Source organism: Actinomyces gerencseriae DSM 6844 (assembly GCF_000429265.1).
Classification (GTDB): Bacteria; Actinomycetota; Actinomycetes; order Actinomycetales; family Actinomycetaceae; genus Actinomyces; species Actinomyces gerencseriae.
On record NZ_AUBN01000010.1, the window covers coordinates 29,754 to 51,186 of the forward strand.

The following is a 21,433-nucleotide window of genomic DNA, read 5'->3' on the forward strand; positions in this document are numbered from 1 at the left end:
ATCCATCGGCGGGAACCGGCGGGAGCCCGACCGGACTCAGTGGGACCGGGGACGTCGCGCTTCCGGATCAGCTCCTGAGCGCCGCCCGCCGAGCACCCAGGACCGCGGCCCCCATCGCCACCGAGCCGATGAGCAGGCTCGCCGCGACGATCGTCAGCCAGCGCTCGGGGAACTGGTGGGCCACGGCGATCCAGCCCCAGGGGGCCAGCCGCCACAGCCACGTGACCACCAGGACGTCGTTGCCGCCGATGAGCAGTCCCATGATCACCAGCAGGACATCGAGGACGATCGCCATGACGATTCGGGTGCACAGCGCCACCGCCAGGCTGACGGCCGCGATCATGAAGGCCACGGCCGGCATCACCATGAGCCCGTAGACCGGGCCGGTCACCGCCGGCAGGCTCGGGTCGTTGCGAGTGAGAGTGTCGCCGAGGACGGTCACGATCCAGGAGATGGCCAGGACCGGGACGAGGAAGAGGCCGCTGAGGACGGCGGTTGAGGTCAGGATGCCGCCGGCCCCTCGGCGGGTGATGAGCGTGCGCCACGCCGGCTGGAGCCGCCCCCATACCGTGATGCCGGTGATGGCCGCGGCGATCGGCTCTCCCGCGAGCTCGAGGAAGCTCTGCCCGTACCCGGGCGGATACACGGCGTGGAGGACTCCCAGGAGGGCGAGCAGCAGGATCGCGAGGACCGCCCACACGGTCCAGGGCAGGACGCCGGCCATTGCCAGGACGGCGCTGCGCGGCCCGGGAATACGGGCCATGCGGGTGGCGGGCGTGGCGCGGGACTGCGGGGTATTCCGGGACGGCGATGTCGGAGCCTCCACCGGGACCTGTTCCGAGACGCTCTCCGGCTGAGCGTCGGTGGTCTGTCCACCGGGAGGCAGGCGTCTGAGCCCGACGACGAGCCGCGCCGAGGACTCGGCACCCCCGGGCGTGCCGCTGAGGACGGCCAGGCCGATGCCGACCAGCGTCAGGGCGGCCGTCAGCAGGAACCCGGGCAGGAGCGGGTAGCCCCACACCGGCGAGTCCGCCTCGAGCATCTCGGAGTTGCCGTGAACGCCCAGCAGGGGCAGCGGCACCCGGGCCGTCCAGGCCCACGGGAGCATCCACCAGTCGGTCCGCTCGGCCTGAGTCACCCCCGCCCCGGACCAGACGAAGCCGAGGACGGGCGCGACCCCGACGGCGACAACCCGCAGCATTCGGAAAGCCGCCATGCCCCAGGCGCAGGAGCCGGTGACGACGATCCACATGTAGAGAGCGAATAGCAGGTACCGGTCCCAGGGGCCCCAACCACTGCCGACGATGAGGGCGTGCCCCACCACCGGGGCGACCAGCGCCACCTGGCAGGCGAGCGCCGACAGGCTCAGCACCACGAGGCGAGCGGTCACCACCCGGCGCGGCTCGACGGCGCGCCAGGCTGTTCCGCCCTGGCGCCATCGCTGCTCGCGCCACTGAGTCATGGCGCCGGTCAGCAGTCCCAGGGGCACCGCGAAGGCCCCGGCGTACAGGTGCATCCACGCCAGCGCGTTGCCGTTCCACTGGAGCTCCGTGACCACGCCCGAGGAGACCGAGGCATTGGACAGGATGATGATGTGGACGGTGAAGATGAGGGTCGCCCCGATGACGCCCCAGGTGAAGGTGCGCCGGCTGCGGGCGAGCTCGGCGCGCACCAGGTCCCACAGACCTGCTTTCACCGCCGCCTTCTCCCGCACCCTCATCCGAGTCTGCGGCTGCACGGCGGCGCTCGCGCTCATGCGCGCACCTCCGTCTCAGTGCGGCGCCCGCCTCCGGTGACGGCGGCCAGGAAGGCCGCCTCCATGGCCCGCTCGTCGTCGGCGTCGGCGAAGTCGGTCAGCGGTCCCTCGTAGACGAGGCGTCCGGTGGCCAGAACCCCGATATCGTCGCTCATGCGGGCGATCTCGCCGAGCTGGTGACTGGAGACGACGACGGTGCGGCCCTCGTCGGCCAGATCGCGCACGAGGTCGCGCAGCTCGATGATTCCCTGCGGATCCAGACCGTTCTGGGGCTCGTCGAGGACGAGGACCTCCGGGTCGGTCAGAAGCGCCATGGCCAGGGACAGGCGCACCTTCATACCGGTGGAGAAGGAACCGGCGCGCTTCCCGCCGACCCCGGCCAGACCCACGCGCTCCAGGAGCGGGGCGATGGTCTCCGGGGAGGTGCCCGTCAGGCGGCAGTGGACGAGCAGATTGCGCTGTGCGGACAGCTGGGGGAAGAGGGCGGGGCCGTTGATGGAGGCCCCCACCTGGGCCAGACTGCGCCGGGAGAAGGGGGCGCCCTGGATCTCCACTTCACCGGCGTCGGGCTTGAGCAGCCCCAGGGCGATGTTGAAGGCGGTCGACTTGCCGGCGCCGTTGAGGCCGAGCAGTCCGTAGACGCGGCCGGGGTGGGCCGACAGGTCGAGCCCGGTGAGGACCTGCTGGTGGCCGAAGGACTTCGAGATCCCGGCCAGCCTCAGCCCGGGGACGAGGCCGGTGGCACGGGTGGGGGAGGAGGGCGGTGCTGCTGTCGGCGCGGTTGTCATAGCCCCATGCTCGTGCGCGACGGCACTGCGGCGGATCCCCACCAGGGGTACGGCCGGTGCCCGCCACCGCCACCGCGTCTCCCTCTTGGGGAGGAGGTCACTGCGGCCGGACGAGCTCCGTCGTCAGGGCGTAGATGACCAGCTCGACCCGATTGCGGCATCCGGTCTTGCCCAGGACGGCCTTGACGTGGGACTTCACCGTGGACTCGGCGACATGGAGCCGCTCACCGATCTGGGCGTTGCTCAGCCCCCGGCACACCAGGGCCAGCACGGCGTCCTCGCGCTCCGTCAGGGGCTCGTAGGGTCCCGACGGCGCCCCGACGACGGGTACGGCGCCACCGACCGGTACCGCCGGCGGAGTCGGGGGCCGCGGGGCATCCGTACCGGCGCCCGTGGCCATGACAGTGCTCGTGCCGGCGCTCCTATCGGCACTTGTATCGAGGTGGGCCAGGACGGTGCCGGTGACGGCCGGGTCCAACCAGGCCCCGCCGCGGGCGACGACGCGGATCGCCTCGAGCAGCGTCCCCGGCTCGGCGTCCTTGAGGAGGAAGCCGTGGGCGCCGGCGCCCAGGGCAGCCAGGACGAGGTCGTCGTCGTCGAAGGTGGTCAGGACCAGGATTCGTAGGGAGGAGGCGGCCGGTGCGGCCCGCAGCTCGCGGATGGCGCCGACCCCGTCGAGAACCGGCATCCTCAGGTCCATGAGCACCAGGTCGGCCCCGCAGTGAGAGTCAGGGGCCCGAGCGAGGAGACCGATGAGGCGGTCGACGGCCTGGCGCCCATCGACGGCCTCCAGCACGACCTCCATATCGGGCTGCGCGCCCACGAGGGCGCTGAAGGCGCTCACCAGCAGCGGCTGGTCGTCGACGACGGCGACCCTGATCGCACTGGTCGCACCGGGGGTCATCTGGAGTCTCCTGATTCTGTTGATTCTGTCTCACCGGGGTGCTGGTCCGGGACCGTGGAGCCCGCGGACGGCTCGAACGGTGCCACCGGGAAGTCGACGTCGAGGGTGAAGAAGCTGCGTCCCTCGTCATCGCCCTGAACGCCATGGGCCATGGTCCCGCCCACGAGCCTGAGACGCTCCTCCAGGCCGATGAGCCCGCTGCCGCCGAACGGAGGGTGCTCCAAGGACTCGGGCACCGGGTTGGCGACGTGAAGGCGGCAGGACGCCGGGGCGGTGGCGGAGGGGCCGTTGACGATCGTCAGGTCCAGCTCGATCTGACCGGTTCCGTGCCTGACGGCGTTGGTCAGGGCCTCCCCGACGAGACGGACGAGGGTGAGGCGCTGTATCGCCGACCATGCCGCGTTGCAGCGCTCCAGAACCCCTGGTTCGGGGAGCACGGCGTTGATCCGGGCGCCCGATCCGCGAATGGTCTCGATGAGGGCCGGAATGGTGCGCAGGTCCGCCGGCGGAGTGATCTCGCCGGCGTCGGAGCGCAGGACGGAGACGAGCCGGCGCACGGAGGTCAGGGAGGCGTCGGCGGTGTCGCGCACGGTGATCAGGGTGCTCCGCAGCCGTTCCTCGCCGCCCAGGGCCAGCCCGGTGGCGGCCTGCACCTTGATCGTGGTGAGACTGTGGCCCACGAGATCGTGGAGCTCTCTGGCCAGACTGAGGCGCTCGGCCGCGACCGCCTGGGCCGCGGCGATGCCGACGTCGCGGGCCTGGTTCTCGGCGATTCGCCGCCGGGAGGAGGCCAGCAGGTAGGTCAGGACCACCGCGCTGGCGAAGACCAGGCCGGTGAGCGTGCGAACCATCAGGGCGGTCCCGTTCCAGCCGGAGTCCGTCGCCGGGTCGGCGCCGGACTCATAGGGTCTGGCGTAGGAGGCGACGGTGACCGGGTTGACCAGGGCGCCCGCCAGGGCCAGCAGGAGCGCCGCCGTGCCCCAGCGCCGGTCGGGCTCCCAGCGGGTGACGGTGTAGAGACTGGTGACCGCTGTGGCGATGATCGGATTGAGTCCCAGGTTGACCGGGGAGAGGGCCACGAGGACCGCGTAGGCCGCCAGCAGGGCGTAGGTCGCGATGAAGGAGACGCGCAGGAGGCGCAGCCGACCGAACTGCGTCAGTGCCAGTGCCAGGCACAGGGCGACGTCCGCCACGTAGACGGCGTAGGCGCCGAAACGGAGGACGAAGGTCGCCGTCTCCAGGGCGAAGACAAGGAAGACGGTACCCAGGGCGATGTCCACGACCGGGACGGAGTGCCGTGACCACCGGCTCGCCCGCCCCGGCACCGTGCGGTGACGGGAGCGCCAGTCGTAGGCCGCCGACAGATCCGTCGTCAGGGACACCGCCACCGTATCGACTGGCGCGTTCACGCTCGTCGCGCCGCCCGCGCGGGGGGCCGAATGAGAGCGTGCTCCATCTGTTCGGCCGTCCCGGTCAGCCATTGACCGCCTCCTCATCCAGGACGCGGCGCACATGGCGCCCGGCGGCGGCCGCGGCGAGGAAGGCGGCCGCGTCCTCCTCGAGGCCCCGCCCCATGGTGGACAGCCTCACCCCGATCTCCTCCTCGGCCGCGTGCAGACGCTCCAGGAGCCCGCCGGAGGGGATTTCGATGAGCCGGTGCTGCGCAGCACCCCGTCGCGGCGCGCACAGGACGTCCGCCTCCCGGCGAACCCGAGCCCCCGAAGGCCCGTCCAGACCGGGGACGACGACATCGGCGGCCGCCAGCGCGACCCGCCCGTAGGCGGTCATCGAGTGGTGGGAGACGCCCCGGTGGCGGGGGCGCGCATCGGCCTGGGAGACGCGCAGGCAGGCCACCGGGCGCCCGCCCAGCGCGGCGATGGCGTTGACCGCGTCCCCGCAGGCCACCCCGGAGAAGCCCCAGGGCGTCTCGGTGCCCAGGTTCCCCGGGCCCTGGGTGACGACGGCGGCGTCGGCGCGCAGGACGTGCCGGGCCGCCAAGAGAGCGTTGTGGATGCTGACCGCCTCGATGTCGCCCCCCCAGGCCTGCCCGGCCGTCACGGTCCCGGCCAGCCATCCGGCCCGGCTCAGGGCGGCGACGAGGCGGGAGTAGGCCAGGGGGAGCGCCCCGCCGTCGGTCATGACGTAGGCGACGCGCGGCTGCTGCTCGCCCTCGCGGGTCCGCATCCCGGCCAGCACCGCGGGCAGGCTCGAGTGCAGGTCGGCCACCACCGCAGGCATCCCCCCCAGGTCGAGGTCGTCGATCGGCCGGGCCAGCAGGCCGTGGTGGTCAGTGCCCTGCTCATCGACGCCGGCGACCATGACCTGGTCGGGCATGTAGCGGGCCTTGACGAGGTGGCCCTCACGCGGCGGGTCGGCGGGCAGGACGTCCGGTCGCGCGCACACCATGGCGTGCCCACCGGTGCCGAGTACGCGGTCGAGGGCCGAGACCTCCAGGCGCACTCCCTCCCCGATCGAGGGGATCCCGGTGATGGCCTCGTAGGCGACGGCGCGCAGCTCCTCGCCGGCCATGAGAGTGGTGGCGCCCGCGGGCGCCACCACCACACGCGCATCCAGTTCCGCGCATCGCCTGCCCGCCGGCCCCCAGTCGCGCCGCAGTGCCAGGACCTCGCCGTCACGCCACATCATGGACGAACCGTACCGGTTCCCGATGCCGCCGTGCCCCCTGCCGGCCCTCCGCCGGGCCTCCCCGGCCCGGCCCCGAGCAGCATCATGCCCCCAACACTCCCCGTCCCGGCGGTCCGGGCGCCGCCGGTGACCCTACGCTGTGACCGTGACACGTGCGCCCGACCAGACGATCCCCGCCGAGGAGCGTCAGGTCAACCTGCTGCTGGCCCTGCGCAACACCGTCGTCGGTCTGACGGCGGCGGAGGTGGTGGAGAGGGTGGCCGGCTACGGCGGACGCGGGAACGAGGCCGCTCGGCGCATGTTCGAGCGCGACAAGGGGATCCTGCGCGACCTCGGCATTGCGATCACCACCACCGGTCGGGGGGAGGGGAGCCGCTACTCGATCGCGGAGGACGACTACGTCCTGCCCGATGTGACTCTGACCGCCCGGGAGGCGTCCGCGGTGGACCTGGCGGCCTCCGCCTGGCGCTCGGGCGAGCTGACCGCCGCCGCCCGCCGTGCGCTGACCAAGATCCGCGCCGTGGTCGCCGACGACCCTCGCGCGGGTGGACTCGTGGACCTCACCATCGACCTGTCCGGCGATGAGATCCCACCTCGGCTGGCCGCCGCCGTGGACGAACGGCGGGTCGTGTCCTTCGTCTACGTCTCGGCGTCCTCGGGCACGACCCGCACCCGCACCGTCGAGCCGCACCGGCTGCGGATGAGCGAGGGCGCCTGGTACCTCGACGCCCTGGATCTCGATGCCGGGGCACTCCGCACGTTCCGCCTGGCGCGGATCATCGGGGAGGTGTCGGCCCTGTCCGAACCCGGCGCCTTCACCCGCCCCGAGGACGGCGAGTCGGACACCCGTGAGGCGCTCGTCGCGGCTGCTCCGGGCCGGGCCCTGCAGCTGAGGGCCCGGGCGAGAGCGGTCGCGGACCATGACGCGCCGACCGCCCGCGCAGTGCCGGAGGGCTGGGACCTGCTGGCCGTGCCCTACGCCGACCGCTTCGCCTTCGCGGGTTCGCTGGCGGCTCTGGCCGATGCCGTCGTGGTCATGGGCCCGCGGCGGCTGCGCGACGACGTCGTGGCCCACCTGACCGGAGCCGCCGCCCTCGGACCGGAGGGCCGCTGACGTGGCCCGGCGCAGCTCCACCGATCGCCTCGTCCGGCTCCTGGCCCTGCCCGCCTGGGTCGCCGACAACGACGGCGCGACCTTCGAGGAGGCCGCGACCCACTTCGGAGTCGCGCCCGAGGTGATTCGCGGCGACGTGGAGACCCTGTGGGTCTCGGGGCTGCCCGGTGGCATGCCGGAGGACCTCGTCGATTTCTCGGCCGATGCGTTCGAGGCGGGGCGCCTGAGCCTGACCGAGCCGCTCGGTCTCGACCGGCCGGTGCGCCTGTCGCATCAGGAGGCGATCGCCCTGCTCCTGTCCCTGCGCGTGCTCGGACGCGTCCTGGCGGGCGACGCCGAGTCCGCGGCCGCCGTGCAGGGAGCGCGGACCGCGCTCTCGAAGGCGGTCGGCGGTGATGCGGCGCCGCCCGCGACGTCGGCGGATCGGGGGAGCGACGCCCTCGGCCGGGAGGCGGGCTCCCCGGTGCTGCGAGTCGTTCGACGCGCTCTGGCCGAGCGTCGGCGACTGCGGCTGTCCTACGTCTCGGCCACCGATGCTCGTTCGGTGCGCGAGGTCGATCCGCTCGAGCTGATGACCGATGGCACGCACCTGACCCTGCGCGCATGGTGCCTGCGCACCGGGGAGGAGCGGTTCTTCCGACTCGACCGGATCCTGGACGCCACCCGCCTGGACGCCCCCGCGACGGCCCATCGCGCGCGTCGTCGGCGCGATGGGCCCGGCGGGTCCGGTGGATCGCAGCAGACCGCCGTCCTCACCCTGGCCCCCGGCGGTCGGTGGCTGGTGGAGCAGGTGCGCTGCGAGGACGTGGCCGAGAGAGCCGATGGCACCATGACGGCGACGGTGCGCGGGCGCGATCGCGCCTGGCTCATAGGGCTGGTGCTGTCAGCGGGCAGGCACCTGATCGCCGTCGAGCCGGCCGACCTGGCTCAGGAGGCGGCCGCGACGGCCGGACGCGCTCTGACCCGCTACGGGGCCGACCCGTCCTCGGCGGGCGCGTCCGCCTCCGGGTGAATGCGGCCAGCGCCTCAGGGGGTCGTTCGGGCAGGGCCCTCACGGAGGCTAGACTCGGAGCGTATCGGCACGACCCGTTTCCCGTCCGTCGAAGGAGTACGCCATGAGATTCCAGACCTGGCATATCGTCGTCCTGCTCATCGTGATCCTGCTGGTCTTCGGCTCCAACAGGCTGCCCGACATGGCCAAGAGCGTGGGGCAGTCCATGAAGGTCTTCAAGAAGGAGATCAAGGATCTGCGCGAGGAGGACGACGACACCCAGCCCAAGGCCCAGATCCAGCAGCCTCAGGAGGGCACCTACTACACCCGGCCCACGCAGCCCGGGCAGAGCGCCGCTCAGAGCCCCGAGGGATCCGCTCAGCAGTAACCCCGCCACTGCTCGCGGGCCCGCCGTCGACGAGGGCGGAGGGGCCGGGAGGGGTGCGAACGGGCGTCGACGTCGCACAGGCGCGCTCCTCGGGCATCGAGAGCACATCTCGGGGCAGTTCTGAAAACCGGTGAGTAAGGAGGCCGCGGTGGCCAAGCTTCCGAAGATCAAGCGATCGAGGCGCAGGGACAATCCCGAGGCACGCATGTCCATCGGGGACCACCTGCGCGAGTTGCGCAACCGGCTCTTCATCTCGGCGCTGGGCGTCCTGGCCATGGCCGTGGTGGGTTACCTCGTCTACGACCAGGCCTTCTCCCTCATCACGCGCCCCATCGATGCGGCTAACGCCAGGGGCGCCAATCTGACGCTGAACTTCGATACGATCCTGGCCTCCTTCGACATGAAGCTCAAGGTCTCGATCTGGCTCGGCATCCTGTTCTCCTCCCCCTTGTGGATGTACGAGTTCTGGGCGTACGTCGGACCCGGTATGACTCGCAGGGAGAAGGCCTACACCTGGGTGTACGGGCTGACCGGGCTCGTGCTGTTCGCCTCCGGTGCCGCCCTGGGCATGTGGATCATGCCGCACGCGGTGATCATCCTCACTGGTTTCATTCCCAGCGGCCCCACTGCGGGAGTCATCGGCGCCGGCCTGTACCTGTCCTTCATCATGCGGCTCGTCCTGGTCTTCGGAATCGCCTTCCTGCTGCCCGAGCTGCTCGTGGCTCTCAACATGCTCGGGCTGATGAAGGGCAGGACCATGATCAAGGGCTGGCGCTGGGCCGTGGTGGGCATCTTCACCTTCATGGCCTTCGCCAATCCCCTGCCCGATCCCTGGTCCATGATCTTCATGGCCCTGCCCGTCACCGGCCTGTACTTCCTGGCCTGCCTCATCTCGATCCAGCACGACAGGCGGGTGGAGAGGAGGCGCGCCGAGCTCGACGCCGAGCTCGACGCGGCACTGTCGAGGCCCGCACCCGCGATCTCGAAACCCCCGTCCGCCGTCGAGCCGACGAGCGCCGGCGACGAGGCCTGAGCCGCTGCGACGCTCCGACTCCCCGTCCGCTCGGATCCCCCGACCCCCTCCGACCCACCTCGGCCTCGATGTCGTCGCGACCACGGGAGTGCCACTGGGCATCGCCGCCGTGGGGACGGGGAACGACATCGCCCGCCACCTCCGCCTGCCCCGCCGCGACGTGACCGCCTCGGTCGCGGTCATCGACGCGGCCCTGCGCAGCGAGGGGCGCGTCGCCCGCCTGGACGCCGTTCACGCCACCCGCCCCGACGGCTCGCCCGTGCCCGAGGAGCACGAGTGGTCCCTGGCCGTCGTCTCCGCGGGACTGGACGCGGCCGTCAACGCCCGTGCGAACACGCTGACCTGGCCGGCGGGGGAGGGGCGCTACCTGCGCCGTGCTGGGCGAGCTGGCCGGCCTGGAGCCCTACGGCTACCGGCTCACCACCGACTCCGGGACCTGGGAGGGGGGCGGCCCTGCTGGTCGCGGCCGCCAACACCCGCTACATCGGCGGCGGCATGGACCTGTCTCCCCGTGCTGACGCCGCCGACGGCCTCCTGGACGTGCTCCGCCTGGATCCGGTGGGCCGGGTCAGACTCCTCGGACTGCTGGCACGGATCTTCTCCGGCGCCCACCTGGGCGACCCGGCGGTCCATCTCGAGCGCTCCCGCGCCCTGACCATCGAGGCCCTTTCCCCACGGGCCGGGCTGCGCGCGCCGCCGTGCCCCATGGCCGACGGCGAGGCCGTCGCCGGCCCGCCACTGCGCCTGGAGGCCGTGCGCGATGTCGTCTCGGTCCTGCTGCCGCGCTGCTGAGACGTGACGCCGAGCGCGGCCGTACATGTTCATAACGGGCCCGGGCGGAACGGCGGCGGCGCCCGTAGGCTTGCGCCATGAGCTCGCCCGCTGAACGTTATGCCGCCGCACGACGCCGACAGGCGGCATCCCGCGGCGAGCTCGCCCGCTTCACCGATTCCTACGACTTCCCCTTCGACGACTTCCAGGTCCGCGGGTGCGAGGCGCTCGAGCGCGGCGAGGGCGTCCTGGTGGCCGCGCCCACGGGGGCCGGCAAGACCGTCGTCGGCGAGTTCGCCATCCACCTGGCGCTGGCCAAGGGCCTCAAGGCCTTCTACACCGCGCCCATCAAAGCCCTGTCCAACCAGAAGTACCTCGATCTGCTGGCGCGCCACGGGGCGGAGCGCGTTGGTCTGCTGACCGGCGACACCTCGGTCAACCCTCGCGCCGACATCATCGTCATGACGACCGAGGTCCTGCGCAACATGCTCTACTCGGGCTCGCGCGATCTGGCTCGCCTCGGCTTCGTGGTCATGGACGAGGTCCACTACCTCGCCGATCGGTTCCGCGGCCCGGTGTGGGAGGAGGTCATCATCCACCTGGCGCCCGAGGTGCAGGTGGTCTCCCTGTCGGCGACCGTCTCGAACGCCGAGGAGTTCGGAGACTGGCTCGGGCAGGTGCGCGGCCGCACGGCTGTTGTCGTCTCCGAGCACCGCCCGGTGCCCCTGATCCAGCACATGATGGTCGGACGGCGACTGCTCGACCTCCACACGATGACATCATCGCCGTCATCGCCGTCATCGCCGTCATCGTCGTCATCGGCCTCGGCGCCCGTGTCCGGCGGCAGCGCGCCGGCAGTCCGGCCCCCGCTCAACCCGGCCCTGCTCAAGGCCCTGGCCAGGGCTCGCCGCGCGGCAGCGGGGGAGGACTCGTCCGCCTCCGGCCACGGCCCGGCCGGAGGCCCTCCGTCCCAGTCGTGGCGGCGGGGGCGGAGCCGGCGAGGCGGCCGGGCGCCGCGCCGCGGCGGCACCGGAGCCCGCGCCGCGGACCTGCGCCCGCCGTCACGGGTCGCGGTCGTCACGGCCCTCGAGGAGGCCGACCTCCTCCCGGCGATCGTGTTCGTGTTCTCGCGTGCCGGCTGCGAACAGGCCGTCCACCAGGCCGTGAGCGCCGGCATCAGCCTGACCACCGACGCCGAGGCGGCTCGGATCCGTCAGGTCATCGACCGGCACATGGCCGAGATCCCCGCAACAGACCTGAGCGTGCTGGGGTTCCACGGCTGGGCGCACGCCTTGGAGCGGGGCGTGGCCGCCCACCACGCCGGTCTTCTCCCCGTCTTCAAGGAGACCGTCGAGGAGCTCTTCAGCGCGGGCCTGGTCAAGGTCGTCTACGCCACCGAGACTCTGGCCCTCGGCATCAATATGCCCGCCCGCACCGTGGTCCTGGAATCCCTGCGCAAGTGGAACGGGTCGGCCCACGCCACCCTGAGCCCGGGCGAGTACACCCAGTTGACCGGACGAGCCGGGAGACGCGGCATCGACACGGAGGGGCACGCCGTCGTCCTGGCCGCCGACGGGGTCGACCCCGCCTTCGTCTCCTCGCTGGCGTCGCGGCGCACCTACCCGCTCGTCTCGGCCTTCCGGCCCACGTACAACATGGCGGTCAATCTGCTCGGGCGCGCCTCGCGGACCCGGGCCCGCGAGGTGCTGGAGTCCTCCTTCGCCCAGTACCAGGCCGACCGCGGCGTCGTCGAGCTCGCCGCCGAGGCCCGCAGGATGCGCCGGAGCCTCACCGCCATGGAGGAGCAGATGACCTGTCACCTCGGAGACTTCCGCGAGTACGCACGCCTGCGCCAGCGCATCGCCGACGCCGAGGCCGATCTCTCCCGGGCCGGTCGCACCGCGGGCCGCGAGAAAGCCGCACGCGCCATGACCTCGCTGAGCCGAGGCGACATCATCATCCATCGCCGGGGACGCCGTCACAAGCACGCCGTCGTCCTGGATCAGGGCGCGGATCGCACCGGCGCGCCCATCCTGACGGTCCTGGGGGAGGACTCCCGGGTCCTGACCCTGTCGCCGGACACCGCTCCCGAGGGCGTCGTCCGGGTCGGTTCTCTGAAGGTCGCGCCCGGCGTCAACGTGCGCAGGCCCCGGGATCGCGAGCGCCTGACGGAGCGTCTGATCAGCGCCCTGCGCTCGGGGGACCTGGAGCACGCCCGACCCGGACGGCGTCGGGGACGCGGAGGCGATGGTGGGCATGAGCGGGACGGTGCCGCGCGCGTGGAGGAGTTGCGCCACCGAATGCGCGCGCACCCCTGCCACGCATGCCCCGATCGCGAGGAGCACGCCCGCACGGGACGCAAGTGGTTGCGCGCCCGCGCCGAGGCGGAGCGCCTCCAGGCCCGGGTGGACAGTCGCACCGGCACGATCGCCCGTCTTTTCGACGCCGTGTGCGAGGTGCTCATCGAGCTGGGCTATCTCCGGCCCGTCGATCGCGGGCATCCGGAGCGCGAGCTGCGGGTCACCGACGCCGGGCGGATGCTGGCGCGCGTCTACGCCGAACGGGACCTGCTCGTCTCGGAGTGCCTGCGCCACGGCCTGTGGGACGGGCTCGCCTCCGCCGACCTGGCCGCAGCGGTGTCGGCCTGCGTGTACGAGCCGCGTCTGGCGGTGCAGTCCATCGGTCTGCCCGTGGCGCCGGACTCCCGCTTGGGAGCGGTGCTGCGCGAGGAGGTCCGTCTGTCCCGCGCCATCAACGACCTGGAGGCCCTGGCGCGGATCGAGTCCTCCAGCGGCGCCGAGCCGGCTCTGGCGGGTGCCGTGAGGGCGTGGGCCGAGGGCGCCGACCTGGCCGAGGTCCTTCAGGACTGCGAGCTGACCGCCGGCGACTTCGTGCGCTGGTCCAAGCAGCTCCTCGACGTGCTCGGGCAGCTGGCCTGCCTCACGACGACCGAGGAGAGCGCGCCCGATCGGCGTCGCGCCATCGAGATGCTGTCCGTGAGCGCCGCCCGGGCGAGTCTCGATGTCAACAGGGGAGTGGTGGGCTGGTCCCCGGTGTGATCGTCGGGGCGTCCTGCCCATGAGCGGGGCGCCCATCGGCCGTTCAGGGCGGATAGTCTCATCACGGCCGGGCTCCCGCTCGGAGCCGCAGCACGACGACAGGACCTCCGGACCCCATGTCAGGCTTCTTCGCTCTTCTCGACGACATCGCCACGCTCGCCAAGCTGACGGTATCGACCATCGACGACACGGCCGCCGCGGCCGTCAAGGCATCCGCGAAGGTCTCGGCCGCCGCGGTCGACGACGTCGCCGCCACGCCGCAGTACGTCACCGGCATCACGCCGGACCGCGAGCTGCCGATCATCAAGAGGGTCACGCTGGGCTCGCTTCGCAACAAGCTCCTCATCATCCTGCCGATCGGGCTGCTGCTGACGGCGGTGGCGCCCGCTCTCCTGCCCGTGGCGCTCGTCGTCGGCGGGACCTACCTGTGCTTCGAGGGCGGGGAGAAGATCCTGGAGCGCGTCCTCGGCCCTGACCACCCCGCCGAGGAGACGCCGGTGGACGAGGCCGCGATCGTCAAGCGCGCCATCACCACCGACTTCGTCCTGTCCACGGAGATCATGCTGCTCGCCCTCGCCGAGGTGCAGGGGGAGTCATCCATCAGACGTGTCGTCGTCCTGGTCATGATCGCCCTGCTCATCACCTTCGCGGTCTACGGGCTGGTCGGGGCGCTCATCAAGATCGATGACGCCGGGGCTCACCTGGCCGTGAGGGGCCGCACGAGGGCCTCGCGCTCCCTCGGCCGCGCCGTGGCGTCCAGCGCTCCGTCGCTCTTCACCGGTATCGGGATCGTGGGCACCGTGGCGATGCTGTGGGTCGGCGGCCACATCCTGGCGGTCAATCTCGCCAAGGTCGGCTTCCACCCGTTGCACCACGCCATCGAGTGGGCCGAGGAGCTCGCTCATAACTCGCTCCTGTCCTGGATCACCGGGACCGCCATGTCCTGCCTCATCGGGATGGTCGTCGGCGCACTGCTGGCGCTGGCCTGGCGGCCCGTGCATCGCGCCATGGCGCACCGTCGCCGGACCTGAGGGGAGCCCCTCGATTCCGGTCGGTCGGAAGCGGCGGACCGCAACCGCGCGCCTTCGCCGGGCGGTGACTCTCGGACGGGGATCGGGACGCGACCCGGCCCTATGCTTCAGGTCGTGACACCGCCCGACCTCACACCCCCCGCCCTCGGCGCCGAGCGCTCGGCCGCAGTCGACGGCGCGATACGGTCTCGCCTGCGGAGTCCGGCCGTACTGCGCCATTGCGCCCCCGTCCTGGCCGCTGCGCTGGCGGGACTGGCCGTGACCTCCGCCTTCCCGCCCAAGGACATGTGGTGGGCGGCACCGTTCGGTCTGGCACTGCTCGCGGGTACGCTCCGAGGGCGAGGCGTGTGGACGGGAGCCGGGCTGGGGCTCGTCTTCGGGATCGTCCTCTTCGCGCCCCTGCTGCACTTCACCGCCGTCGCGATGGGCAACCCGATCGGCTGGGCGGCGCTGACCGTCGTCCAGGCCCTTTACATGGTCGTCCTGGGCGCGGCATGGGCACTGGTGAGCCGGATACCCGTCCTGGCCGACGTCGGTCCCCGAGCGGGGAGCGCCGTCGCGGCACGAATCCTCTCCTTCGCCGTGCTGTGGTGCGGCGTCGAGGAACTGCGCTCCAGCTGGCCGTGGGGCGGCTTCCCCTTCGGGCGCCTCGCGTTCGCCATGGCCGACGCCCCCATGCTCCCCTTCGCCGCGTACGGCGGCTCGATCGGCCTGTCGCTCCTGGTCGCCCTCGTCGGCGCCTGCGTGTTCGAGACCGTCCACGCCGTTCGTGCACGGGCGGCATGGACCGCCCTGACGACGGCGATCTGCGCGGGTCTGGTCCTGTCCGCCCCGCTCGCCCTGCCGGTGAACGACACCGCCGAGGACGGGACCCTCGCAGTGGGCGCCGTCCAGGGCAATGTCGCCGAGGACTTCGAGGACGCCTTCAACCGTGCGCTCGAGGTCACCGGCAACCACGCCCGAGCGACCGAGCAGCTCGCCGCCGATACCGGACGGGACCGCCTCGACGTCGTCATCTGGCCGGAGAACGCCGCGGACCTCGACCCGCGCACGCATCGGGCGACCGCCGAGCTCGTCGAGTCCTCGGCGCGGACGATCGACGCCCCGATCGTCGTGGGCGCCGTTCCCCAGGAGGAGCGGAACCACGTGCGCTACAACGACATGATCGTCTGGACGCCGGGCGAGGGCGCGGGCGCCTCCTACCGCAAGCATCGCCCAGTGCCCTTCGCCGAGTACATCCCCTTGCGCGATCTGATACGACGGGTCTCCGCCCAGGTCGACCGCATCGGCGTCGATATGGCTCCGGGAACCGGTCCGCAGACCCTCACCGTCCGCGCCGCCGCTCAGGATCGCGACGTCTCCCTCGCCATGGGGATCTGCTTCGAGGTCGCCTACGACGACACGCTGCGCGAAGGCGTGCGGCAGGGCGGGGAGTTGATCGTCATCCCCACCAACAACGCGAGCTTCCTGACCTCCTCCGAGGCCGACCAGCAGCTCGCCCAGGGGCGGGTCCAGGCCGTCGTCCACGGCCGTGGCGTCGTCCAGGTCTCAACCGTGGGCATCACCGCGATTATCAGCCCCAAAGGCGTCGTCGAGCAGGAGACCCGGCCCTACACCCGGGCCGCCCTCGTGGCCGATGTCGGCCTGCGCACCTCCCTGACACCGGCCGACGTCATGGGCGATTGGCCGGGACGCGTCCTGTGCGGGTTCGCGGTCGCGCTGGTGGCAACCGGTATCGTGTTCAGCGCCACGCGCCGTCTCGCCCCCGTCGGGGGCCGCCGGCGCTGAGACATCGTCCGCCAGGATCGGAGAAGAACTGTGAAGGCCCTCGTCGTCATACCCACCTACAACGAGATCGACTCCCTGCCCGGAGCCCTCGACCGTGTGCGTGACGCCGTTCCCGAGACCGGCATCCTGGTGGTCGACGACAATTCCCCCGACGGCACGGGCGCCCTCGCAGATGCGCGGGCCCGGGAGGACGACCGGATCCACGTCCTGCACCGCGCGGAGAAGAACGGCCTGGGACCCGCCTATCTGGCTGGCTTCTCCTGGGGACTCGCCTCGGGCTACGAGTTGATCTGCGAGATGGACGCCGACGGGTCCCACCGCGCGGAGGACCTGGCCCTGCTCATACAGCGCGCGGAGATGGCGGACGAGCCCGACCTCGTCATCGGCTCCCGCTGGGTCTCCGGCGGCGCCACCGAGGGTTGGGACGCCAAGCGCATCGCCTTGTCCCGCGGGGGCAACCTCTACATCAACGCCATGCTGGGGCTACGGGTCAAGGACGCCACGGCGGGGTTCCGCGTCTACCGGGCATCGATCCTGCGCCGCCTGGACCTGGGCGGGGTCGAGGCGCTCGGCTACGGCTTCCAGGTGAACATGACCAAGCTGGTCGCCGACGTAGGGGGCCGCATCGTCGAGATGCCGATCACCTTCCTGGAGCGCGAGGCGGGACAGTCCAAGCTCTCCGGTGGGATCTTCACCGAGGAGCTGGGCCTGGTGACCAAATGGGGCCTGGCCAAGCGAGGAGCGCAACTGGCCGAGGCGGTCCGGAAGCTGGACGACCGCATCGGTCGGCCTCGGGCGGACGGGCGCCGGCGGCCGCCGGGCCGGCCCTGATGCGGGCATGACCGGCAGCCGACCGCATTCGGATCAGAAGCGCTCGCGGTAGATCTCACCGGAGCGCAGCATGTCGAGTCGCTCATCGAGAAGAACTTTGAGATCGTCGATGTCGCGGCGCTCGAGCAGCATGTCCCAGTGGGTGCGGGGAGCCTTCTTCGGCTCCTCGCTCTCGGGCTCCTCCTCACCGCGCAGTGCGGCCACCTGGCCGCACTCCGGGCACTCCCAGGTCTGGGGGATCTCGGCCTCCAGCGACATGGGGACGACCACGACGTGCGCGAGCGGGCACTCGTAGCTGATCATCTGCCGCTCGGCGAACTCGACGCCCTCCTCGGACTCCATCGACTTCGCACCGATGGTCATGCCCCGCAATGCGCGGTCTGCCATGCTGTCGCCCCTCTCGTGGCTCGACTACTCGCCCGTGTCGGACACTCCTGCGCCTCAACGGCGCACGGGGATCAACGCCGATGAGCTCCTCGGCATTCCCGAGGCGGACGGGTGCCGAGCATGGTCGGATCACAACTCTACCGGCGCGCGCCGCTGCCGCCCCTCCGCCGGGCGCCCCGAGGCGCACCGGGGAGCACGGAGACGCACCGCCGCCGGGCGCGCCGCGAGCCGGTTCCGGTCTCGCGCCGCCCGGTCCGCCTCCAGGCGGCATACTGATCCCATGGCCACCAAGCGCATCGGGATCCTGACCGCGGGCGGAGACGCCCCTGGACTCAACGCCGCGATCCGCGGTTTCGGGAAGGCGGCGATCCAGGAGCACGGATGGAGGCTCATCGGCTTCCGGGACGGCATGCGGGGCCTGGCGGAGAACCGCTTCGTCGAGCTCGATGGCCCCTCGCTGTCCGGCATTCTGACCACGGGCGGCACCATGCTCGGCACGAGCCGCGACAAGGTTCATCGCATGGTCGTCGATGGCGAGGCCCGAGACATGATTCCGACCATCGTCGAGAACTACGCGAGGGACGAGCTCGACGCGCTCGTGTGCCTGGGGGGCGGGGGCACGGCGAAGAACGCCAGGCGTCTGATGGATGCCGGCCTCAATGTCCTCCATCTGCCCAAGACCATCGACAACGACATCGTCAGGACGGACACGTCCTTCGGCTTCGCCACCGCCCTGGAGATCGCCACCGAGGCGGTGGACCGCCTCCACTCCACCGCGCACTCCCACCACCGCATCATCCTCACCGAGATCATGGGGCACCGCGCCGGGTGGTTGACCCTGGGCGCGGGCATCGCCGGGGGAGCGGATGTCATCCTGCTACCCGAGATCCCCTACACCGTGGAGGCGATCGCTGAGAAGATCGAGCTCCGTCGGTCCCACGGTTCGAGCTTCTCCGTGGTCGCGGTTGCCGAGGGGGCGCTCAATGTCGTCGATCGTGAGGAGATCAGTCATGCCGAGGCCCTGGTCAAGGACGCCTCCACTCCGCAGGCCAAGGCCGCGGCCAAGCGTGGCGTGAAGCGGTTGGAGGCCTCGCATCGCGCCAACACCTTCACCCTGGCGGAGCAGCTCGAGGCGGCCACCGGCCTGGAGGCTCGCGTCTCCATCCTGGGCTACGTTCAGCGCGGCGGCACCCCCAACGCGGCGGACCGCCTCCTGGGCACGCGCCTGGGCGTCGCCGGGGCCAACGCGATCGCCGACGGGAGGCTCGGCGTCATGGTCGCCGATCGCGGCCAGGGCACCGAGCTGGTGCCCCTCAAGCAGGTGGCCGGAAAGGTGAAGTACGTGCCCCGCGATCACGAGTGGATCCGGGCGGCGCGGGCCGTCGGCACCGCCCTGGGCGACTGATCGCGAGATCGGTCCGGTCCCGCCGCCACGGTTTCGCGCGTCCGCGCCGGGGCCATGGCAGTCTTCATTCATGATTCCACTGCTCACCGAGCGCCTGCGCCTGCGAGCCCTCATTCCCGACGACCTCGGCTTCGTGCGGCGACTGCACGCCAATCCCGATCTCATCCGCTTCATCCCCTCCGCGATCACGCCGAACGAGGCCGCGGCGCACCGGCACCTGGATCGCTTCATGAGCCTGGTGAACCATCCCGTTCAAGGCTTCAGCCTCATCGAGTTGAGAGGCTCCGGCGACGACGACCGCGCAGTTCCGGGAACCGCCGTCGGGCTCATCATGGTCAAGCCGATTCCATCATCGGGCGGGGGAGCGGCGACCGTGCTGGAGATCGGCTGGCGGCAGGTGGCCGAGCATTGCGGGCACGGTTATGTCACCGAGGCCGCGCGGGCCGTCCTCGACGCCGTGCACGACGCGGGGGTGGAGCGGATCATCGCCGTCGCGGACCCGGAGAACGTCGCCTCGCAACGCGTGGCGACCCGCATCGGCATGGAGCGAGTCGGGTCCAGCACGGAGTTCTACGACACCACGACCGTGCTCTTCCTCTCCACCCGCAGCCGCGGTCCGCGGGCGACCTGGCTGCCCGCGGGGTGGGAGCTGCTCCCGGCGGGGGAGTCCGCGTTCCCCGGTCCGCTGCGCGATCGGCTCGCGGCGGCGATCCTGACGGGCGGCAAGCGAGCGACGACGGCCCTGCTGGCCGACTACAAGGCCGATTCCAGGACTCGGCTGCCGGCGCCCGGTGACCGAGAGCTCGTCCTCGACTCCGCCGGGACGCCCGCGTGCGTGATCGGAATCGTTGACGTCGACGTCGTCCCGCTCGCCGAGGTCGCTCCGCCCCACGCCCTCGGCGAGGGGGAGGGCTACGAGGACGTCGCCGAGCGGCGCGAGGGTCACGAACGCTTCTGGACGAGCCCCGAGCACCGCGAGTGGCTCGGCTCGCTCGGCGCCGAGCCCCCGGCTGTTGATGATGACACGCCCGTGGTGTGCACGCGTTTCGAGGTCGTCGCCCGTCGCCCCGGCACTCGTGTCGGGAGCGGAGAAGGAGCGGAGAAGCGGAGTGGCGGAAACGGACAACGTTGAGCACCGACGATCCGTCGACCGACGCGCACGCCGCTCACGAGTGCCCCCGCCGGCCTCACTGCGGGCCGTGGATCCAGGCGAAGGGATCCTGGTCGGGGTCGGTGCGAGGCTCGTACTCGATCCGCTCCACGACCGCGCGCATCCGCTCGGCGCCGTGGAGCTGGCCGATGAGCGCCGCCGCCATGTCCATGCCCGCGGCCACGCCGGAGGAGGTCCACCGGTCACCGTCGTGGACCCATCGAGCCCGGGGCTCCCATGCCACCGAGGAGCCGAACCTGCTGGCCCAGGAGAAGGATCGCTTGTTGCTCGTCGCTCGGTAGCCGTCGAGCAGGCCGGCCGCTGCGAGCAGCGCCGAGCCGGTGCACACGGAGACGACGAGGCCGGCCCGGTGGCCGATCGCCGTGAGCTGATCGAGGAACCCCTCGTCGTCGACCAGCGCACGTGTCCCGACGCCTCCCGGCACGAGAACGATATCCGGGTCGACCAGTTCCTCGTATCCGCGCTCCGCCACGACCTCGCAGCCCTGCGAGCTCGTCACCGGCCCGGCGGCCGGACCCGTGTAGTCGATTGTGATACCCGGCGTCAGGGAGAGCATCTCGACGGGTCCGAAGACGTCGAGCAGCTCGAACCCGTCGAAGAGGATCACCGAGACCGTGCGCGCATCAACTCCAGCCACATCGGTGACCCTACGCGACCGCGTCGTCCTCGCAACTATGCGCTCGTGCGCAGGTCGATCCAGTAGCGCCGGCGCAGCGGCCCTCCGGGCAACCGGCGGCTTCGGGCATCGTCATCGTGAAGGCGATCCGCAAGACGCCGGGTGCCTCGGCTCCGCGCTATCACGGCCGGTCGATCCGCCGGGACATGAGGGTGAGGTCGAGAAGACGACCGTGCTTCTGCCCGGCGGCCGGAATCGTGCCGACGAGGGCGAATCCCGCCTTCTCATGCAGACGGATCGACGCGGCGCCGCCGGCCTCGATCTGGGCGACCATGGTGCGGTCGCCCGCCGCGCGGCACGCCTCGAGGAGCGCCATCAGAAGCCCGGTGCCGAGCCCGCGTCCTCGGGCCGCGGGCGAGAGGTAGATCGAGTCCTCGACCGTGCGGGCATAGCCGTCGTAGGGGTGCCAGGGACTCGCGACGGCGAAGCCGACAACCTGCTTGTCGGATCGGCCGGAATCCCCGGCGATGACGAGTGCGGTCCCGCGCGCGATCCGCGGCTCGAGCCAGGTCGCGGCCTCGTCGGGATCCTGCTCCCGGCTGGTCCAGATCGCCAGGGAGTCCCGGACGGCGGCGTTGCGAATGCCCCGGATGGCAGGGGCATCGGCGATGACGGCGGGACGGATGACGGCTCCGCTGAGGCTGTGCGGCTCGGTCGGAGGGCTGGTCATGGCCCCACCGTAAGACCCGCGGTC

Annotated in this window: 18 protein-coding genes and 1 pseudogene; 11 read left to right on the forward strand and 8 right to left on the reverse strand. The window is 71.7% G+C overall.

Going from position 1 to position 21,433, the window contains the following annotated elements; genetic code table 11:
* Positions 1–67 precede the first annotated feature (67 nt).
* From G448_RS0104300 to G448_RS0104320, 5 genes are all read right to left on the reverse strand, one after another.
* Complete coding sequence (locus G448_RS0104300) at positions 68–1,756, reverse strand: ABC-2 family transporter permease (RefSeq protein WP_051268613.1); 1,689 nt, start codon at positions 1,754–1,756, stop codon at positions 68–70.
* Complete coding sequence (locus G448_RS0104305) at positions 1,753–2,544, reverse strand: ABC transporter ATP-binding protein (protein WP_026406993.1); 792 nt, start codon at positions 2,542–2,544, stop codon at positions 1,753–1,755. The genes G448_RS0104300 and G448_RS0104305 overlap by 4 nt, the downstream gene beginning before the upstream one ends.
* A 97-nt stretch (positions 2,545–2,641) precedes the next feature.
* Complete coding sequence (locus G448_RS0104310; protein ID WP_026406994.1) at positions 2,642–3,448, reverse strand: response regulator; 807 nt, start codon at positions 3,446–3,448, stop codon at positions 2,642–2,644.
* Entirely contained in the window at positions 3,445–4,857 is a 1,413-nt protein-coding gene (locus G448_RS0104315) for a sensor histidine kinase (protein WP_245572177.1), read from the reverse strand. Before G448_RS0104315 ends, G448_RS0104310 begins: the two co-directional genes overlap by 4 nt.
* A gap of 64 nt (positions 4,858–4,921) precedes the next feature.
* On the reverse strand, positions 4,922–6,094 hold the full coding sequence (locus tag G448_RS0104320; protein WP_026406996.1) for a DUF3866 family protein: 1,173 nt from the start codon (positions 6,092–6,094) through the stop codon (positions 4,922–4,924).
* A gap of 145 nt (positions 6,095–6,239) precedes the next feature.
* On the opposite strand from G448_RS0104320, the gene G448_RS0104325 reads away from it, so the two are divergent.
* The 9 genes and pseudogenes from G448_RS0104325 to G448_RS15045 all read left to right on the forward strand — a co-directional run bounded on the left by G448_RS0104325 (position 6,240) and on the right by G448_RS15045 (position 17,100).
* A complete protein-coding gene (locus G448_RS0104325; protein WP_390882887.1) occupies positions 6,240–7,208 on the forward strand; it encodes a helix-turn-helix transcriptional regulator in 969 nt (322 codons plus the stop codon).
* Position 7,209: 1 nt separating this feature from the next.
* Positions 7,210–8,220 (forward strand): helix-turn-helix transcriptional regulator, encoded by a 1,011-nt coding sequence (locus tag G448_RS0104330; RefSeq protein ID WP_026406998.1) that lies wholly within the window; start codon positions 7,210–7,212, stop codon positions 8,218–8,220.
* 103 nt (positions 8,221–8,323) lie between these two features.
* Positions 8,324–8,587 (forward strand): Sec-independent protein translocase subunit TatA, encoded by a 264-nt coding sequence (gene tatA / locus G448_RS0104335; RefSeq protein WP_026406999.1) that lies wholly within the window; start codon positions 8,324–8,326, stop codon positions 8,585–8,587.
* Positions 8,588–8,735: 148 nt separating this feature from the next.
* Positions 8,736–9,620: a twin-arginine translocase subunit TatC gene (tatC, locus tag G448_RS15035; RefSeq protein ID WP_034494328.1), complete on the forward strand. Its 885-nt coding sequence runs from the start codon at positions 8,736–8,738 to the stop codon at positions 9,618–9,620.
* Positions 9,621–9,624: 4 nt separating this feature from the next.
* A pseudogene (locus tag G448_RS15040) lies at positions 9,625–10,412 on the forward strand (diacylglycerol/lipid kinase family protein).
* Positions 10,413–10,489: 77 nt separating this feature from the next.
* Complete coding sequence (locus G448_RS0104350) at positions 10,490–13,450, forward strand: DEAD/DEAH box helicase (RefSeq protein ID WP_026407000.1); 2,961 nt, start codon at positions 10,490–10,492, stop codon at positions 13,448–13,450.
* A gap of 116 nt (positions 13,451–13,566) precedes the next feature.
* A complete protein-coding gene (locus tag G448_RS0104355; protein WP_026407001.1) occupies positions 13,567–14,481 on the forward strand; it encodes a DUF808 family protein in 915 nt (304 codons plus the stop codon).
* A 231-nt stretch (positions 14,482–14,712) separates the two neighbouring features.
* Positions 14,713–16,269: an apolipoprotein N-acyltransferase gene (lnt, locus tag G448_RS0104360; RefSeq protein WP_051268644.1), complete on the forward strand. Its 1,557-nt coding sequence runs from the start codon at positions 14,713–14,715 to the stop codon at positions 16,267–16,269.
* 30 nt (positions 16,270–16,299) lie between these two features.
* On the forward strand, positions 16,300–17,100 hold the full coding sequence (locus G448_RS15045) for a polyprenol monophosphomannose synthase (protein WP_034494363.1): 801 nt from the start codon (positions 16,300–16,302) through the stop codon (positions 17,098–17,100).
* A 33-nt stretch (positions 17,101–17,133) separates the two neighbouring features.
* On the opposite strand, the gene G448_RS0104370 is transcribed toward G448_RS15045, so the two are convergent.
* Complete coding sequence (locus G448_RS0104370; RefSeq protein ID WP_026407003.1) at positions 17,134–17,487, reverse strand: RNA polymerase-binding protein RbpA; 354 nt, start codon at positions 17,485–17,487, stop codon at positions 17,134–17,136.
* Between the two features lie 280 nt (positions 17,488–17,767).
* Here G448_RS0104370 and G448_RS0104375 point away from each other — a divergent pair, with 280 nt between their 5' ends.
* Together G448_RS0104375 and G448_RS17350 are read left to right on the forward strand one after the other, a co-directional pair.
* Positions 17,768–18,892, forward strand: a complete 1,125-nt coding sequence (locus G448_RS0104375) for a 6-phosphofructokinase (protein ID WP_026407004.1) — start codon at positions 17,768–17,770, stop codon at positions 18,890–18,892.
* Positions 18,893–18,962: 70 nt separating this feature from the next.
* Positions 18,963–20,024 (forward strand): GNAT family N-acetyltransferase, encoded by a 1,062-nt coding sequence (locus G448_RS17350; RefSeq protein WP_084436321.1) that lies wholly within the window; start codon positions 18,963–18,965, stop codon positions 20,022–20,024.
* A gap of 55 nt (positions 20,025–20,079) precedes the next feature.
* On the opposite strand, the gene G448_RS0104385 is transcribed toward G448_RS17350, so the two are convergent.
* Both G448_RS0104385 and G448_RS0104390 read right to left on the reverse strand, forming a co-directional pair.
* A complete protein-coding gene (locus G448_RS0104385) occupies positions 20,080–20,700 on the reverse strand; it encodes a DJ-1/PfpI family protein (RefSeq protein WP_026407005.1) in 621 nt (206 codons plus the stop codon).
* Positions 20,701–20,860: 160 nt separating this feature from the next.
* A complete protein-coding gene (locus G448_RS0104390; RefSeq protein WP_026407006.1) occupies positions 20,861–21,409 on the reverse strand; it encodes a GNAT family N-acetyltransferase in 549 nt (182 codons plus the stop codon).
* Between the last annotated feature and the right edge of the window lie 24 nt (positions 21,410–21,433).

Excerpts from the sequence above, each read along its gene's own strand:
- G448_RS0104300 (WP_051268613.1), bottom strand. The coding sequence starts at position 1,756 with ATGAGCGCGAGCGCCGCCGTGCAGCCGCAGACTCGGATGAGGGTGCGG.
- G448_RS0104305 (WP_026406993.1), bottom strand. The coding sequence starts at position 2,544 with ATGACAACCGCGCCGACAGCAGCACCGCCCTCCTCCCCCACCCGTGCC.
- G448_RS0104310 (WP_026406994.1), bottom strand. The coding sequence starts at position 3,448 with ATGACCCCCGGTGCGACCAGTGCGATCAGGGTCGCCGTCGTCGACGAC.
- G448_RS0104320 (WP_026406996.1), bottom strand. The coding sequence starts at position 6,094 with ATGATGTGGCGTGACGGCGAGGTCCTGGCACTGCGGCGCGACTGGGGG.
- tatA (WP_026406999.1), top strand. The coding sequence starts at position 8,324 with ATGAGATTCCAGACCTGGCATATCGTCGTCCTGCTCATCGTGATCCTG.
- G448_RS0104350 (WP_026407000.1), top strand. The coding sequence starts at position 10,490 with ATGAGCTCGCCCGCTGAACGTTATGCCGCCGCACGACGCCGACAGGCG.
- G448_RS0104355 (WP_026407001.1), top strand. The coding sequence starts at position 13,567 with ATGTCAGGCTTCTTCGCTCTTCTCGACGACATCGCCACGCTCGCCAAG.
- G448_RS0104370 (WP_026407003.1), bottom strand. The coding sequence starts at position 17,487 with ATGGCAGACCGCGCATTGCGGGGCATGACCATCGGTGCGAAGTCGATG.
- G448_RS0104375 (WP_026407004.1), top strand. The coding sequence starts at position 17,768 with ATGGCCACCAAGCGCATCGGGATCCTGACCGCGGGCGGAGACGCCCCT.
- G448_RS17350 (WP_084436321.1), top strand. The coding sequence starts at position 18,963 with ATGATTCCACTGCTCACCGAGCGCCTGCGCCTGCGAGCCCTCATTCCC.
- G448_RS0104390 (WP_026407006.1), bottom strand. The coding sequence starts at position 21,409 with ATGACCAGCCCTCCGACCGAGCCGCACAGCCTCAGCGGAGCCGTCATC.